General features: G+C 64.0%; 13 protein-coding genes. 6 read left to right on the forward strand and 7 right to left on the reverse strand.

Features of this window, described 5'->3' with window-relative positions:
• Window positions 1-231 precede the first annotated feature (231 nt).
• From JN279_RS03665 to JN279_RS03680, 4 genes are all read right to left on the reverse strand, one after another.
• Window positions 232-1071: a carbohydrate ABC transporter permease gene (locus tag JN279_RS03665; RefSeq protein WP_202352017.1), complete on the reverse strand. Its 840-nt coding sequence runs from the start codon at window positions 1069-1071 to the stop codon at window positions 232-234.
• A 226-nt stretch (window positions 1072-1297) separates the two neighbouring features.
• Complete coding sequence (locus tag JN279_RS03670; RefSeq protein ID WP_096452264.1) at window positions 1298-2227, reverse strand: carbohydrate ABC transporter permease; 930 nt, start codon at window positions 2225-2227, stop codon at window positions 1298-1300.
• 254 nt (window positions 2228-2481) lie between these two features.
• Complete coding sequence (locus tag JN279_RS03675) at window positions 2482-3741, reverse strand: ABC transporter substrate-binding protein (protein WP_202352018.1); 1260 nt, start codon at window positions 3739-3741, stop codon at window positions 2482-2484.
• Window positions 3742-3858: 117 nt separating this feature from the next.
• A complete protein-coding gene (locus tag JN279_RS03680) occupies window positions 3859-4788 on the reverse strand; it encodes an N-acetylmuramic acid 6-phosphate etherase (protein ID WP_244734398.1) in 930 nt (309 codons plus the stop codon).
• A 198-nt stretch (window positions 4789-4986) separates the two neighbouring features.
• Here JN279_RS03680 and JN279_RS03685 point away from each other — a divergent pair, with 198 nt between their 5' ends.
• From JN279_RS03685 to JN279_RS03710, 6 genes are all read left to right on the forward strand, one after another.
• Complete coding sequence (locus tag JN279_RS03685) at window positions 4987-5868, forward strand: N-acetylglucosamine kinase (RefSeq protein WP_202352019.1); 882 nt, start codon at window positions 4987-4989, stop codon at window positions 5866-5868.
• Window positions 5865-6647: a GntR family transcriptional regulator gene (locus tag JN279_RS03690; RefSeq protein WP_095202943.1), complete on the forward strand. Its 783-nt coding sequence runs from the start codon at window positions 5865-5867 to the stop codon at window positions 6645-6647. Before JN279_RS03685 ends, JN279_RS03690 begins: the two co-directional genes overlap by 4 nt.
• Window positions 6644-7678: an SIS domain-containing protein gene (locus JN279_RS03695; RefSeq protein ID WP_202352020.1), complete on the forward strand. Its 1035-nt coding sequence runs from the start codon at window positions 6644-6646 to the stop codon at window positions 7676-7678. The genes JN279_RS03690 and JN279_RS03695 overlap by 4 nt, the downstream gene beginning before the upstream one ends.
• Window positions 7675-8847 carry an N-acetylglucosamine-6-phosphate deacetylase gene (gene nagA, locus JN279_RS03700; protein WP_202352021.1) on the forward strand — a complete coding sequence of 391 codons (1173 nt, stop codon included), beginning with the start codon at window positions 7675-7677 and terminating at the stop codon, window positions 8845-8847. The genes JN279_RS03695 and nagA overlap by 4 nt, the downstream gene beginning before the upstream one ends.
• Window positions 8848-8857: 10 nt before the next feature.
• The gene (locus JN279_RS03705; RefSeq protein WP_202352022.1) at window positions 8858-9973 is read left to right on the forward strand and encodes an NAD(P)/FAD-dependent oxidoreductase; all 1116 of its coding nucleotides are present in this window, start codon (window positions 8858-8860) and stop codon (window positions 9971-9973) included.
• Between the two features lie 72 nt (window positions 9974-10045).
• The gene (locus tag JN279_RS03710) at window positions 10046-12112 is read left to right on the forward strand and encodes an ABC transporter ATP-binding protein/permease (protein ID WP_202352023.1); all 2067 of its coding nucleotides are present in this window, start codon (window positions 10046-10048) and stop codon (window positions 12110-12112) included.
• 12 nt (window positions 12113-12124) lie between these two features.
• Here the strand turns inward: JN279_RS03710 and JN279_RS03715 are convergent, their stop codons facing one another.
• From JN279_RS03715 to rpe, 3 genes are all read right to left on the reverse strand, one after another.
• Entirely contained in the window at window positions 12125-13639 is a 1515-nt protein-coding gene (locus tag JN279_RS03715; RefSeq protein WP_202352024.1) for a malonate--CoA ligase, read from the reverse strand.
• A 179-nt stretch (window positions 13640-13818) separates the two neighbouring features.
• Window positions 13819-14562 carry a GntR family transcriptional regulator gene (locus tag JN279_RS03720; protein ID WP_096452248.1) on the reverse strand — a complete coding sequence of 248 codons (744 nt, stop codon included), beginning with the start codon at window positions 14560-14562 and terminating at the stop codon, window positions 13819-13821.
• 400 nt (window positions 14563-14962) lie between these two features.
• Entirely contained in the window at window positions 14963-15640 is a 678-nt protein-coding gene (gene rpe, locus JN279_RS03725; protein ID WP_027040962.1) for a ribulose-phosphate 3-epimerase, read from the reverse strand.
• Between the last annotated feature and the right edge of the window lie 71 nt (window positions 15641-15711).

Below are 15711 nucleotides of genomic sequence, written 5' to 3' on the forward strand. Positions count from 1 at the left end.
CGGTTGTTCCTACTGAGAGGGTGTCACCCCACCCGGCGCTTCGCGCCGACCTCCCCATCGAGGGGAGGTAGGGCGTTGGCGCGAATACCCCCACTGCCAAAGAAGCCTCTCCGAAAGGTGCCCCTTGACGGTCGTAAATGGAGCCGCGACCTTCTACCTCCCCTTGATGGGGAGGTCGGCGCGAAGCGCCGGGTGGGGTGAAGGCTCCAGCAGAGATTTGTTGGTCTCCGCTCACTTGACGGCTCCGGAAGTAATGCCGCGGATCAGTTGCCGCGAGAAGATGACGTAGAGGATCAGCACCGGCATGATCGCCAGCGACAGCGCCGCCAGGATGGCGTTCCAGTTGGTGACGAACTGGCCGAGGAAGAGCTGCGCGCCGAGCGTCACCGTCTTGGTCTCTTCCGAGGGCGCCAGGATCAGCGGGAACCACAGATCGTTCCAGATCGGGATCATGGTGAAAACGGCGACCGTCGCCATCGATGGCCGCACCAGCGGCAGCACCAGGCGGAAGAAGATGGTGTATTCCGACAGGCCGTCGATGCGGCCGGCATTCTTCAGATCGTCGGACACCTGCTTCATGAATTCCGACAGGATGAAGACGGCGAGCGGCAGGCCTTGCGCGGTGTAGACCAGGATCAGCGAGGTCAGCGTGTTGACCAGCCCGCTCGCCACCATCAATTGCAGGATGGCGACAGTGCCGAGCCGGATCGGAATCATGATGCCGAGCGCCAGGTAAAGCCCCATCAGCGTGTTGCCGCGAAAGCGGTATTCCGACAGCGCGAAGGCCGCCATGGCGCCGAACAACAGCACGAAGAACAGCGAGGCGACGGTGACGACGAGGCTGTTCTGGAAATAGTGGATGAAATCGCCCTGGCCGATGACGGTGGTGTAGCCGATCAGGTCGAACGTCTTCGGCGTCGGCGGCGTCAGCGGCGCGCCGAAGATGCCGGCGCGCGACTTGAACGAATTCATGATGACCAGGATCACCGGAAACAGCGCGATCGCCGTGTAAGTCAACAGGATCGCGTGGGCGCCGATGGTGCGGGACAGCGAACGGGTGGCGGTGCTCATTGGAAGGTCTCCTGATGAGCCAAAGCAGGCGGGGCTGGCGCCAAGGCACCCCCCTCTGCCCTGCCGGGCATCTCCCCCTCAAGGGGGGAGATCGGCAGCGTCGATCTCATCGCCCATTCTGCAACGGTGGCGATTTGCGAAAGCAGTGATGACATCTGATCTCCCCCCTTGAGGGGGAGATGGCCGGCAGGCCAGAGGGGGGTGTTCAGCCGTAACATATCCGCCCTCAGAACTGGTAGCGACGCAGGCGCGTCTGGACGAGGAAGAGGTAGACGCAGACACCGCCGAGGATGATCAGGAACATCATCGTGGCGATCGCCGCGCCCATATTGGGATCGCCGACCTGCAGCTGGAAGCCGAAGAAGGCGCGGTAGAGGAAAGTGCCGAGAATATCGGTCGAGTAGTTCGGCCCGGCGAGCGCCCCTTGCGCGGTGTAGATCAGGTCGAAGGCGTTGAAATTGCCGACGAAGGTGAGGATCGAGATGATGCCGATCGACGGCAGGATCAGCGGCAGCTTGATCTTCCAGAATTGCGACAGGCCGGTGATGCCGTCGCATTCGGCCGCCTCGATCACCTCTTCGGGGATCGACAGCAGGGCGGCATAGATCAGCATCATCGGGATGCCGACGAACTGCCACACCGAGATCAGGCTGAGCGCGGTCAGCGCATATTCTTCCTTGCCGAGCCAGGGCGTGAAGAAGCTTTTCAGGCCGACCAGGTCCATCATATGCGGCGCCACGCCCCAGAGCGGCGACAGGATCAGCTTCCAGGCGAAGCCGACAATGACGAAGGACAGGATGGTCGGCACGAAGATCGCCGTGCGGTAGAAGGCTGCGAATCTCAGTCTTGGGCTGGACAGCAGCGCGGCCAGCATGACGCCGATCGGGTTCTGCACCAGCATGTGGATGATGAAGAACCAGACGTTGTTGCGCAGCGCATTCCAGAAATTCACCGACCAGTTGGGATCGCCGAACAAGGTGCGGAAATTGTCCAGACCGACAAAGATCTGGTGCTGCTCGATGTTGCGGAACAGCGACAGCTGCAGCGTGCCGGCGAGCGGCAGGATCATGATCGCCGTGTAGACGAGCACGGCCGGCGCCAGGAAGATGCCGATGTGCCAGCGAAACGGTCTTTTCGGTCGTATTTCTGCGGCCATGAGTTCGGTCCCCGCCGTCTCTCGGTTCCAAAGGGTGTCAATGCTAGATGATGCCTCGATGCACGGCCCAGACATCCTTGCCCGGTACGGCAAGAACAAAGGCCTGCGACTGATCAGCTAGCCTTCCCCAAGACGAACAAGGGTAAGGCCGCGAGGCGGTGCCGACAATCGCTATCTGGACGGATGCACTTCCGAAAACCAGAGTATCCGGAACCGGCCAGGCATGCGCCCAGCCGGCTCCGTTGCCTGAGCTCTTACTTCGCCGGCTTGTACCAGCTGTCGAGACCAGTCTGCAGCTTCTTGGCCGCGGCTTCCGGGGTGTCGGTGCCGTTGATGACGTTGGCCGATTCAACCCAGGTCTCGTTTTCGAGGTTCGGCGTGCCGCGCGACAGGATCTGGTAGGTCGAGCGGATCGTCGACTTGCACTTGCCGCGCCAGGAGACGAATTCCTGCGCGAGCGGGTCCGCCATCTTCACCGGAGCGGAGTTCAGGCTGAAGAAGCCCGGCAGCGCGTTGGCGTAGATGGTGGCGAAATCCGGCGAGGCCACCCAGGACAGGAAGGTCTTGGCCGCATCCGCGTGCTTGGAGGCTGCGTTCAGGCCCATGCCGATATCGGTATGGTCGGAGATGTAGCAGGTGTCGCCGGCCTTCTCGACCGGCGGCGGGAAGGCGCCCATCTTGAACTGGGCCTGGGTGTTGAACAGGCCGATCTCCCACGAGCCGGCCGGGTAGATGGCGGCGCGGCCAAGCGTGAACAGGTTCTGGCTGTCCGGATAGGTCTGGGCTTCGAAGCCGTCGCCGAGATACGGCTTCCACTTGGCCAGTTCCTCATAGGGAGCGACCCAGTCCTTGTCGGTCAGCTTCTGCTCGCCCTTGATCAGCGCTGCACGGCCGTCCTCGCCCTTCCAGTAGTTGGGGCCGATGTTCTGGTAGCCCATGGTCGCGGCTTCCCAGAGATCCTTGGTGCCCATGGCCATCGGGATGTAGGTGCCGTCGGCCTTGATCTTGTCGAGCGCGGCGAAGAACTCGTCACGGGTCGTCGGCACCTTGATGCCGAGCTTGTCGAAGGCGTCCTTGTTGTAGATGAAGCCGTGGATGACCGACGCCATCGGCACGCAGAAGCTCGCCTTGCCGTCGTCGGTCTGCCAGGCGGACTTGGCCACGGCTGAGAAGTTTTCCATGCCGGGCAGGGCCGAGAGATCGGCGAGGTTGCCCTTCTTGTAGAGTTCAAGCGACTTGTCGAACGGGCGGCAGGTGATCAGGTCGCCCGCCGAGCCTGCGGCGAGCTTGGCGCCGAGGGCCGCGTCATATTCGGTCGGCGCCGAGGGTGCGAACACCACCTTGATGCCGGGGTTCTTGGCTTCGAAGGCCGGGATCAGCTTGTCCTTCCAGATGGACAGGTCGTCGCCGCGCCAGCTTTCGATGTTGAGCGTTACGTCCTCGGCGTAAGCAACCCCGGCCGAGCCGAGAATGCTGGTGCCCAGAAGCAGTGCCGTCAGTAGTTTCGTTGTCATGCTCAGTCTCCCTGTTGACCTTTTTCAGGTTCGGTTTTGATGAGAACAGAGGCTTTTGACCCCTTGCTCCCCTCGAAAGCCCGCTTCACCCCGATGGAAATCGGGATGAAACAGGCTCTATTTCTTTGTTCGAGCATGATCTTTTCCGGGATCATGCCTCAGCGCGGAAAGGGCTGGCCGCAGCTTGTGGCCGGCCTCTTCCAGTATCTTCTGCGCCGCATCGGCGCTGTCGGCGCCGGCGGCGAGCAGAATGGCGGTCTTGACCGCGCCGCCGCTCTGTTCGAGCAGACGGGCGGCATCATCCGTGCTGCGCCCGCTGATGGCGGCGACGATGCGCGCGGCGCGGTCGCGCAGCTTGATGTTGTCGGCCATGAGATTGACCATGTAGCCGTCATGGACATGGCCGAGATGGACAGCGGTCAGCGTCGACAGCATGTTGAGCGCGATCTTCTGCGCGGTGCCGGCGCCCATGCGTGTCGAGCCGGCGATCACTTCCGGCGGCGTTTCGAGCAGGATGGCGGTTTCGGCCTGGCGCAGCAGCGCCGAGTCCCGATTGTTGGCGATGCCGATGGTGGCAGCGCCCCGGCGGGCGGCTTCCTCGATGGAGCGCACCGCATAGGGTGTGGTGCCGCTGGCGGAAAGGGCGATCAGGCAATCGCCGGCGCCGATGCCCGCGTTGGCGACGGCGGCCGCGGCCTCCTCCGTATCATCCTCGGGTCCTCCGGCCAGCGTCTTGAAAGCTTCGTCGCCGCCGGCGATCAGTATGGCGATGCGGTCGCGCTGAATGCCGAAAGTGCCGGGAAGTTCCAAGGCATCGGCCAGAGCCATAAGGCCGGAACTGCCGGCGGCGGCATAGGCGAGCTTGCCGCCGCCGCTCAACCGGACGGCGATGATCCCGGCGGCTTTGGCGATGGCGGGAATGGCGTTGCGGACGGCCTTGGCGGCTTCGATCTGCGCGTCGGCCAGCGAAACAAGGATGGCCTCCGGAGCCTGGATATCCAGCCCCTCGGCATTCCTGTGAAGCGCTTCGGTGCGCGTTTCAGCCATCCGTGTTCCTCCAATACCAGAACAATACCAAAAAAATACCACTTGTCCACATGCATTAACGAATTCGCGAGCAGGAAATCGCTGAGCCGGCGAAATGTGCAGATTTTTCAATAAAATACGGCTTAATCTTTTTGAAACGGAAATTAACCCTTGGCTATTGGTATTTTATTGGTATTATCCGCCCGGAGGAGAAATCGCGTGAAATTCGTGCTCGGTATCGATGGCGGCGGCACCAGCTGCAGGGCCGCCCTGGCAACGGTTGAAGGTACGGTCATCGGCCGTGCCAAAAGCGGCGCCGCCAACATCCGCACCGACCTCACCGGAGCGCGCTCGAACATTGTCGACGCCGCGCGGCAGGCCTTCATCGCCGCCGGGCAGGATCCCGAGCTGATCCCGCAAACACCGGCCATTCTCGGCCTTGCCGGCGCCAATGTCGGCACCTATCGGCAGCAGCTCGAGGCCATCCTGCCGTTCAGCATCAGCCGCGTCGAGACCGACGCCGAGATCGCGCTTGAAGGCGCCGTCGGCTCAGGCGACGGCGCCATGGCCATCCTCGGCACCGGCACCGCCTATATGGCACGCAAGGATGGCAAGTCGCGCGCCATCGGCGGCTGGGGGTTCCAGGTCGGCGACCAAGGCAGCGGCGCCCGCATCGGCCGCGATCTGCTCGAACAGACATTGCTTGCCTATGACGGAGTCCGCGCGGCTTCGCCGCTGACCGACGCCATGATGGCCATCTTCCGCAACAATCCCGAGGATGTGGTGGAATTCACCACCAATGCCAAACCCGGCGATTTCGGCGGCTTCGCGCCGAAAGTGTTCGAGCATGCCGAAAAGGGCGATGCCGTCGCCAACTGGATCGTCGATAAGGCGGTCGGCGATGTCGAAGCCTCGTTGGGTGCGCTCGGCCTTTCGGACGATGCGCCGCTTTGCCTGCTCGGCGGGCTGGCGCCGCTTTATGCGCCGCGGCTGTCGGCGCGCTACAAGGCGCTGCTCAAGCCGCCGCTCGATGACGCGTTGGGCGGCGCGGTGCAGATGGCGGCGCGGCTTTTCGCCAAGCCCGTGGAGGCGGCGCGATGAGCGATGCCGCCGACCAGATCTTCGCCACGCTGAAGCAATCCGCGCAGAGCGGCGCGCCGCTCTATCTGCAACTGCGCAAGAGCATCGAGGATGCGGTCAATCGCGGCCTGATCGGCCCGGGCGACGCGCTGCCTTCCGAGCGCGACATCGCCACCAAGGCCGACATTTCGCGCGTCACCGTGCGCAAGGCGGTGCAGGACCTGGTCAAGGGCGGCATTCTTGTCCAGCGCCATGGCTCCGGCACCTTCGTGGCGCCGCGCATGGAACGCGTCGAGCAGTCGCTGTCGCGGCTGACCTCGTTTACCGAAGACATGGCGCGGCGCGGCATGGCGGTGCGTTCGGCCTGGCTCGACCGCGGCCTCTACGCGCCCTCGCCTGACGAGATGATGGTGCTTGGCCTGTCGTCGAGCGAACTGGTGGCACGCGTGGCGCGCCTGCGCATCGCCAACGACACGCCGCTGGCAATCGAACGTGCCTCACTGTCGGCCAGCGTGCTGCCCGACCCGGCAGGCATCGGTTCCTCGCTCTATGCCGCGCTGGAATTGACCGGCAACCGGCCGGTGCGGGCGGTGCAGCGCATTTCCGCCGCCAATCTCGGCGACAGCGATGCGCGCCTGCTCGAAGTGCCGCCGGGCATTGCCGGCCTGCACATCGAACGCATTTCCTATCTGGCGAGCGGCAAGGTGATCGAATTCACCCGCTCCATCTACCGGGGCGATGCCTATGACTTCGTCGCCGAACTGCGGCTGACAGGGCCGAGCGAAGAGGGCCGACCATGATCTCCAACACCACCCATATGCAGCGCGAGATCGAGGAGATCCCGCAGGCCGTCGCCCGCCTGCTCGATGGCTCCGGCGCCGTGCTGGCGGAAGCCGGACGCGGCATCCGGGAACGTGACCCGCAATTCGTCGTCACCGTGGCGCGCGGCTCGTCCGACCATGCCGCCACCTTCATGAAATACGCCGTCGAACTGACCGCCGGCCTTGCCGTCGCCTCGGTCGGCCCCTCCATCGCTTCGATCTATGGCCGCAAGCTGCGGCTTGGCGGCTCGGCCTGCCTGGCGATCTCGCAATCGGGCAAGAGCCCGGACATCGTCGCCATGGCCGAAACCGCACGGGCCGGCGGCGCGCTGACCATTGCCGTGACCAACACCGCCGATTCGCCGCTGGCGCGCGCCTCGGACTATGCGATCGACATCCTTGCCGGACCCGAGCGCAGCGTCGCGGCGACCAAGACCTTCGTCAATTCGGCCGTCGCCGGCCTCGCTTTGATGGCGCATTCCACCGGTGACGACGCGCTTCTGGCGGCACTCGCCCGCTTGCCCGAGCATTTCGGCAAGGCGATCGCCTGCGACTGGATGAGCGTGCTCTCCGAAACCATCGAGAAGCAGAAATCGCTGTTCATTCTCGGCCGTGGGCCGTCGGCAGCGATGGCCAACGAGGCGGCGCTGAAATTCAAGGAAACCTGCGGCATGCATGCCGAGGCCTATAGCGCGGCCGAAGTCATGCATGGCCCGCTGGCGCTGATCGGCCCCGACTTTCCAGTGCTGGCGCTGGCCGCGCGCGATGCGTCGGAACCGTCCATCGCCGAAGCGGCCGACGGGCTGGCGGCCAAGGGCGCACCCGTGTTCGTCACCTCGGCGCTTGCCAAACGCGCGACGCGCCTGCCGCATGTCGCCACCGGTCACCCGCTGACCGACCCGCTGACGCTGATCGTCTCCTTCTACGTGTTCGTCGAAGCCTTCGCGCGCCACCGCGGTCTCGATCCGGACACGCCGCGCAACCTTCGCAAGGTGACGGAGACCGTATGAGCGACCGTTTTGCCCTGACTGGCGCCCGCATTTTCGACGGCGACGACTGGCATGACAGCCACGCCCTTGTCGTGCGCGACGGTCTTGTCGAGGCTATTTTGCCCACCGGCGCCATCGGCTCGGACATCCGCACCGTCGACACCGGCGGCGGCATGCTGGCGCCGGGCTTCGTCGACATTCAGGTCAATGGCGGCGGCGGCGTCATGCTCAACGACCATCCCGATGTCGCCTCGATCGAAACCATCTGCCGGGCGCATGCGCCATTCGGCACGACGGCGCTGCTGGCGACGCTGATCACCGACACACCCGCCATCACCGCGGCCGCCATCGCCGCCGGTGAAACCGCCGCGCTGCAAAAGCTGCCTGGTTTCCTCGGCCTGCATCTCGAAGGTCCGCATCTGTCGATCGCCCGCAAGGGCGCGCATGATCCGGCGCTGATCCGACCGATGACGGATCAAGACCAGGCGATGCTGATCGCGGCGCGGCAGAAGCTGCCGGTGCTGCTCACCACGATCGCGCCGGAGTCCGTCGATCCGGCGCGCGTAACGGCATTGGCCAAGGCCGGCATCATCGTCAGCCTCGGCCATTCCGACACGGGCTACGCCACGGCCAAGGCCTTCGCCGAGGCTGGCGCCGGCGTGGTCACCCATCTGTTCAACGCCATGAGCCAGATCGGCAACCGCGAACCTGGCCTCGTCGGAGCGGCCATCGACATCGGCACCTTGTCCGCCGGGCTGATCGCCGACGGCATCCATGTCCATCCGGCCAGCATCAGGATCGCGCTAGACGCCAAACAGGGGCCGGGCAGGATCGTGCTGGTTTCAGACGCGATGGCGACGATCGGCACCGACATGACCTCGTTCACGCTGAACGGCCGCACCATCTACCGCCGGGATGGCAGCCTCAGGCTTGCCGACGGCACGTTGGCGGGCGCCGATCTCGATATGATCTCGGCCGTGCGCTTCATGCACAATGTCGTTGGCATCGATCTGTCCGAAGCCTTGCGCATGGCCTCGCTCTATCCGGCGCAGGCGATCGGCCAGTCGCACCGGCTCGGCCGCTTTGCCAATGGCACGGCGGCAGACATCGTTGCGCTGTCGGACGATCTTGGCATAGGAAGCGTCTGGATCGGCGGCGCCAAAATGTTCGAGGCTGTCGCTCCGCACTGAGAGCGAGGCCATGCAGACAATCGATTGTGTCGTCGCCGGAGCCGGCGTCGTCGGGCTTGCTGTCGCCAGGGCGCTTGCCGTCTCGGGCCGCGAGGTGGTGGTGATCGAACAGGCCGACGCAATCGGCACCGTCACCAGTTCGCGCAATTCCGAAGTCATCCATGCCGGACTCTACTACGCACCCGGGAGCCTGAAGGCCCGGCTCTGTGTCGAGGGGCGCCGGCTTCTGTACGCCTACTGCGCCGAGCACGACATCGCCCATGCCCGCACCGGCAAGTTGATCGTCGCCAGTGAGCCCGGCCAGACGGAAGGGCTGCGGAAGATCGCGGCCAATGCGCAAAGCTGTGGGGTCGACAACCTCCAGTTCTTGACGCAAAGCGAGGCCGAAAGCCTGGAGCCGGCACTGACATGCGCCGGCGCGCTGTTGTCGCCATCGACCGGCATTGTCGACAGCCATGCGCTGATGCTGTCGCTGCGCGGCGACGCCGAGGCCGCCGGCGCGTCCTTCGCTTTACTGACCTCGTTCGCCGGGGCTGCGATCGAGGGCGACGGGATCCGGATCGACACGCGCGACGCCAATGGCGAGACCTTCGCCCTGGAGGCCGGCGCCTTCATCAATGCCGCGGGCCTCGATGCGCAGGCCGTGGCCGGCAGCATCGCCGGTTTCCCACAAGGGCTCATCCCCCGGCAATGGCTGGCGCGCGGAAATTACTTCTCCCTTCCTGGCCGGTCGCCCTTTTCGCGACTGATCTATCCGGTTCCGGTCGAAGGCGGCCTCGGCGTCCATCTGACGCTCGACCTCGGCGGCAGTGCGCGCTTTGGGCCCGATGTCGAATGGGTCGACCACGTGGACTACACCGTCGATCCCGACCGAAGCGCCGTCTTCTACGAAGCGATCCGAAGCTACTGGCCCGGTCTCGCCGACGGTGCCCTGCAGCCGGCCTATGCCGGGGTCAGGCCGAAACTGTCGGGCCCCGGCCAGCCTGCCGCCGATTTCATGATCCAGGGACCGGCCGACCATGGCCGTGGGTGCATCGTCAACCTGTTCGGCATAGAGAGCCCCGGCCTGACGGCAAGCCTGGCGATCGCCGAGCATGTGGTCGAACTGCTGTATACCCAATTATAGGTGCTGCCGGGAATTTTACCTCTCGGGCGAATGTCTTGAAACCTTTTGATTTCAAGGCCGTTGTCGGGGCGTATGTCCGAGGCGAAACCCAGATTGAAACCGGCCGACGGCATCAAACCGCGCGGCGCCCCGAAGCCGCGACGGCAAAAGCCGCGTGACGAGAGACCGCGCGAGCAGGAACCGCGCGAAAAAAAGCCACGCGAAAAGAAAGCATCGGCCGTTGAAGCGGCCGCGTCCGAGATTGCTGGTGAAGTTCCCCCGCCGCCGGAGGCCGTCGAACCGGATCCGGAGCTGACGCCACAGGCTGCCGAACAGGCGCGCAAGAAATACCTGCTCAAGCGGTTCTGGATCAGCGGACGCGGTTATTGGGGACGGCACGGCGACAAGCTCGGCTGGCCGCTGACCATCGGGCTGCTGATCCTGATCGGTGTCAATGTCGGCTTTCAGTACGGAATCAATCTCTGGAACCGCGCCATCTTCGACGCCATCGAGAAACGCGACGCTCATACCGTCTATTTCCTCAGCGCGGTGTTCGTGCCGCTCGTGCTTGGGAGCATCAGCCTTGTCGTTGCGCAGGTCTATCTGCGCATGACCATGCAGCGCCGCTGGCGCGCCTGGCTGACCACCTCGGTGATAGCGCGCTGGCTGGCCAATGGCCGCTACTACCAGCTGAACCTCGTGCAAGGCGATCACCAGAACCCAGAGGCACGCCTCTCGGAAGATCTGCGGGTGGCCACCGAGGCGCCCGTCGACTTCGTCGCCGGCGTGATCGTCGCCACCCTGTCGGCCTCGACTTTTATCGTGGTGCTGTGGACGATCGGCGGCGCCCTGACCTTAACGCTGGGAGGCTCGACCTTCACCGTGCCCGGCTTCCTCGTCATCACGGCGGTGATCTATGCCGCTATCACCTCGACCTCGATGTTCGTCATCGGCCGCGACTTCGTGCGGTTGTCGGAGGAGAAGAACCAGACGGAAGCAGAATTCCGCTACGTGCTGACGCGCGTGCGCGAAAACGGCGAGAGCATCGCCTTGCTCGGCGGCGAGGAGGAGGAACGCAGCGGCATCGACAGGACCTTTGCCGGCGTGCTGAAGCGCTGGGCGCAGCTGACCGGCCAGCATATGCGCACGGCCCTGGTCTCGCAGGGTTCGAGCCTTTTCGCGCCGGTCGTGCCGGTCTTGCTCTGTGCGCCAAAGTTCCTCGAAGGCTCGATGACGCTCGGCCAGGTCATGCAGGCTGCCTCCGCCTTCGCCATCGTGCAGGGCGCGTTCGGCTGGCTGGTCGACAATTATCCACGTCTCGCCGACTGGAACGCCTCTGCCCGCCGCATCGCCTCGCTGATGATGTCGCTCGATGGGCTGGAGCGCGCCGAGCAGAGCGACGAGCTGGGACGCATCCTTCACGGCGAGACCAGGGGCGATACGATGCTCTCCCTCGACAATCTCTCCGTGACGCTCGACGACGGTACTTCCGTGGTCAAGGAAACGGAAGTCGGGGTCGAAGCGGGCGAGCGGGTGCTGGTGTCAGGTGAATCCGGCTCGGGCAAGTCGACGCTGGTGCGGGCGATCGCCGGCCTGTGGCCATGGGGAAGCGGCAGCGTCAATTTCCATCCCGACAAGCGATTGTTCATGCTGCCGCAGCGACCTTACATCCCGTCCGGCACGCTGCGCCGCGTGGTCGCCTACCCGGCGGCCGCCAACAAATGGAAGCTCGAACAGATCAAGGCCGCCCTCGACAAGGTCGGCCTCGGCCACCTCACTGGGCGGATCAAGGAGGAAGCGCCCTGGGACCAGACCTTGTCGGGCGGTGAAAAGCAGCGGGTCGCCTTCGCGCGCCTTCTGCTGCATCGCCCCGACATCGTCGTGCTGGACGAGGCGACCTCGGCGCTGGACGAGAAGAGCCAGGACCAGATGATGCAAACGGTGATCCGCGAATTGCCCGAGGTCACCATCGTCAGCGTGGCGCACCGTGCCGAACTGGAAGCCTTCCACACCCGCAAGATCACGCTGGAGCGGCACAAGGGCGGCGCGAAACTGGTCGGGGATATCGACCTTGTACCACGCAACCGCAAACGCGGCCTGATCCAGCGCGCCTTGTGGGGCTCCGGCACGAAGGCCGAAAAGCCGCGCAAGCCGAAGTAGCGCACCCACCACCTAGGATGCGTAGAGGTCCTTGTAGGCGTCGCGCAGAAGGTTCTTCTGCACCTTGCCCATGGTGTTGCGCGGCAATTCGTCGACGAAGATCACTTGCTTCGGATGCTTGTATTTTGCCAGACGTTCCGCGATTGCGCTGAGGATTTCGGCTCCGGTGATCTGCGATGCCGGCGCCCGCACGACGACCGCGGTGACGCCCTCACCGAAATCCGGATGGGCGACGCCGATGACGGCACTTTCCAGGACCCCGTCGAGTGCGTCGATCTCGCTTTCGAGCTCCTTAGGATAGATGTTGTAGCCGCCTGATATGATCAGGTCCTTGCCGCGGCCGACGATATGGACATAGCCATCGGTGTCGACCATGCCGAGGTCGCCCGTGATGAAGAACCCGTCGGCGCGAAATTCCGCCTTGGTCTTTTCCGGCATGCGCCAGTAGCCGCCAAATACGTTCGGGCCCTTGACCTCGATCATGCCGACCTCGCCTTGGGCCAGCGGCTTGCCACTGTCCGGATCGGCGATGCGCAGCGCAACGCCAGGCAAGGGGAAGCCGACCGTGCCGGCGCGCCGTTCGCCGTCATAGGGGTTGGACGTATTCATGTTGGTCTCGGTCATGCCGTAGCGCTCGAGGATGGCGTGGCCGGTGCGCTCGCGCCAGGCCTTGTGCGTGTCGGCCAGCAGCGGCGCCGAGCCGGACACGAACAGGCGGATGTTTTTCGCCGCCTCACGGTCCAGTCCATCCTGCTGCAGCAGCCTGGTATAGAAGGTCGGCACGCCCATCAGCGCCGTGGCGCGCGGCAGCAATGCGACGATGCGGGCCGGGTCGAATTTCTGCTCGAACAGCATCGTGGCGCCGGCCATCAGGATGACATTGGTGGCGACGAACAGGCCGTGGGTGTGGAAGATCGGCAGCGCGTGGATCAGCACATCGTCCGACGTGAAGCGCCATTGCTCGACCAGCACCCGCGCATTCGAGGCGAGGTTCTCGTGGCTGAGCATGGCGCCTTTCGAACGGCCGGTGGTTCCTGAGGTGTAGAGGATTGCCGCGAGATCATCCGGCCCGCGCGCCACATCGTGAAAATCCGACGGCAGACGCGAGGCCTGATCCGTAAGGGATCCCCGGCCGTTGCGGTCGAGCGTAACCACGACGGCACCGGATGGCTCGACCATGCGCCCGATATCCGCCGACTTTGCCGGATCGCAGACGATGACCCGCGGTGCGGCATCCCCAAAGAAATAACCGAGCTCGGTCAGCGTGTAGGCGGTGTTGAGCGGCAGGAAGACGGCACCGGCGCGCACACAGGCAAGATAGAGCAGCAGCGCCTCCGGGCTCTTCTCGACCTGCACGGCGACCCGGTCGCCGGGCTCGACGTCCAGTTGCAGGAGCGCATGCGCGAGCCGTGCCGACCGCGCCAGCATGTCGCCATAGCTCAGCGAGCGCCCATCATCGGTTTCCATCAACAGGCGCTCCGGCGCCGGCACCCGGGACCGGAACGCATCGAACAGATGATTGCTCATGAAATTTTCCTGCGGTGACGGCATGGCGATGCCGGCAATGCTCCAGGGTGGCATGGATCGGCGGCGAAGAGTTCGCGTTTCCCGGCCATGCCGTCAAGACTGGAGATGGCGGTCCAACGCGTCACGTCCGCCGAAAAGGTCGCGAATGACCACGACAAGGCCGCCAAGGGAAGTGATCGTTACCGCCGGGCGCGTTCGGCCGGGGCGGCGGCTTTTGCAACTTCGCCTTGCTTGAAGCGTTCCATGCACATGGACGCGGTCAGCTGGTAGTGATCGATCAGGGCCTGGACGGCGCCGTCGGCATTGCCGTCCAGCGCGCATTCGGCGATCAACCGGTGTTCGCCGAAATCGTCGCGTTGGACGCTTTCGCCATCATTGGCCATTTGCCGGTAGCGATAGGCGTGATCGGAAAGCTGGTCGCAGAAACCCACAAGCCAGTGCGACCGGCAGGCCGAGATCAGCACCCGGTGGAAGGTGCGGTGCAATTTCTCCCAGTCCGGATCGAGCGATGTGGCATTTTGCGGCGAAAGGCGTGAGGCGCGGCCCAGGCGGTGCAGCGCCAGCACCAGCTGTTCTTCCCATTCGGCAGTGCGGTGGGCAATGGATTCGCGAAGCGCCCGCTCCTCGAGCCAGCAGCGTGTGCGCGTCAGCTCCTCAAGCTCCGTCGCACTGACCGGCATGATGAAAAAGCCACGTTGGTCATGACGACCAAGAAGTCCTTCGGAGGCAAGGCGATTAAGGGCTTCACGAACCGGGGAAGCACCGGCGCCATACTTGGAAACAACCCACTCGACCCGCAGTTTGCTTTCGGTTTCAAGAGCGCCGCCGAGAAGATCATCCCGCAATTGGTGATAGACCGTACTGGCAAGCGTGCTCTTGGATCCTGTGCCGTCGTCGTTCAGGTTGGCAGCTCCGTATGTCAAAGTTGACTCCTTAATCCCCATTTTTCTCCGGGAAATTCGAGTCCGAAAAGATTCCTTCCGTACATGTACCATACAGTGTTTGCGTCAAGGGGCTCAAGCAGAAGATGGCGCTATTGTACTTAAGCACAAAGGAATATATCCCGATCGGCATCTGAGCGTGGAAAATCGCGCATCTCTACAACCAGTAGAAACTTAACATGTTTTGTATGCACGCAGGATCATCTGTTTGCTGTGTGCCCGTGCAAGCATCTTTTCTGTCGCGCGCAAAGACACCGGTCGGTTCACCCGAATCAGACCTCTTGGGCGAGACTGATTCGGGCGCACCGAACCCTGAAGGTCATGTCCGCACAGGACCTCTTAGCCGACCGTTGGATTTTGAAACGGGATGGAACGTGGCGCGTTAGCCGGCGGCCTTGTCGGCCGCCGTCCTGATCGCCTCGATGTTGGCGCGGTAAGCTTCGACGCTGCCACCCTTGAAGATCGCGGCACCAGCCACCAGCACATCGGCGCCGGCTGATGTGACCAGGGGGGCTGTTTCCGGCGAAACGCCGCCGTCGATCTCGATGCGGATCGGCCGGTCGCCGATCAGCGCCTTGACCCTTCTCACCTTGTCGACGATGCCCGGGATGAAAGCCTGGCCGCCGAAGCCCGGGTTGACGGTCATGATCAGGATCAGGTCGAGCCGGTCGAGCACATATTCGATCATCGTTTCCGGCGTCGCCGGATTGAGCGACACGCCGGCCTTCTTGCCGAGGTTCCTGATGGTCTGCAGCGAGCGGTCGAGATGCGGCCCGGCCTCGGCATGCACCGTCATGCCGTCACAGCCGGCCTCGGCGAATGCGGCGAGATAGGGATCGGCCGGCGCAATCATCAGATGGCAGTCGAAGAAAGCCTTGGTGCGGTTGCGGATCGCCTTGATCACCGGCGGGCCGAAAGTGATGTTGGGGACGAAATGGCCATCCATGACATCGAGATGGATCCAGTCGGCCCCGGCTGCCGCCACGGCTTCGACCTCGTCGCCGAGCTTCGAAAAGTCCGAAGCCAGCACCGACGGTGCGATCAAGGTCTTTTTGCTCATATAGCAGCCTTTCCGGACGGGCTTTTCGTCCGCTCATCCTGGACCGACTGCCTAATGCCCGGCGGGTGACT

Source organism: Mesorhizobium sp. 113-1-2 (assembly GCF_016756475.1).
Lineage (GTDB): Bacteria > Pseudomonadota > Alphaproteobacteria > Rhizobiales > Rhizobiaceae > Mesorhizobium > Mesorhizobium loti_C.

What these genes read in the sequence shown, in the direction of transcription:
- JN279_RS03705 (WP_202352022.1), top strand. Translation starts at nt 8,858, where the DNA reads ATGCAGACAATCGATTGTGTCGTCGCCGGAGCCGGCGTCGTCGGGCTT.
- JN279_RS03695 (WP_202352020.1), top strand. Translation starts at nt 6,644, where the DNA reads ATGATCTCCAACACCACCCATATGCAGCGCGAGATCGAGGAGATCCCG.
- nagA (WP_202352021.1), top strand. Translation starts at nt 7,675, where the DNA reads ATGAGCGACCGTTTTGCCCTGACTGGCGCCCGCATTTTCGACGGCGAC.
- JN279_RS03715 (WP_202352024.1), bottom strand. Translation starts at nt 13,639, where the DNA reads ATGAGCAATCATCTGTTCGATGCGTTCCGGTCCCGGGTGCCGGCGCCG.
- JN279_RS03710 (WP_202352023.1), top strand. Translation starts at nt 10,046, where the DNA reads ATGTCCGAGGCGAAACCCAGATTGAAACCGGCCGACGGCATCAAACCG.
- JN279_RS03665 (WP_202352017.1), bottom strand. Translation starts at nt 1,071, where the DNA reads ATGAGCACCGCCACCCGTTCGCTGTCCCGCACCATCGGCGCCCACGCG.
- rpe (WP_027040962.1), bottom strand. Translation starts at nt 15,640, where the DNA reads ATGAGCAAAAAGACCTTGATCGCACCGTCGGTGCTGGCTTCGGACTTT.
- JN279_RS03690 (WP_095202943.1), top strand. Translation starts at nt 5,865, where the DNA reads ATGAGCGATGCCGCCGACCAGATCTTCGCCACGCTGAAGCAATCCGCG.
- JN279_RS03670 (WP_096452264.1), bottom strand. Translation starts at nt 2,227, where the DNA reads ATGGCCGCAGAAATACGACCGAAAAGACCGTTTCGCTGGCACATCGGC.
- JN279_RS03675 (WP_202352018.1), bottom strand. Translation starts at nt 3,741, where the DNA reads ATGACAACGAAACTACTGACGGCACTGCTTCTGGGCACCAGCATTCTC.
- JN279_RS03680 (WP_244734398.1), bottom strand. Translation starts at nt 4,788, where the DNA reads ATGGCTGAAACGCGCACCGAAGCGCTTCACAGGAATGCCGAGGGGCTG.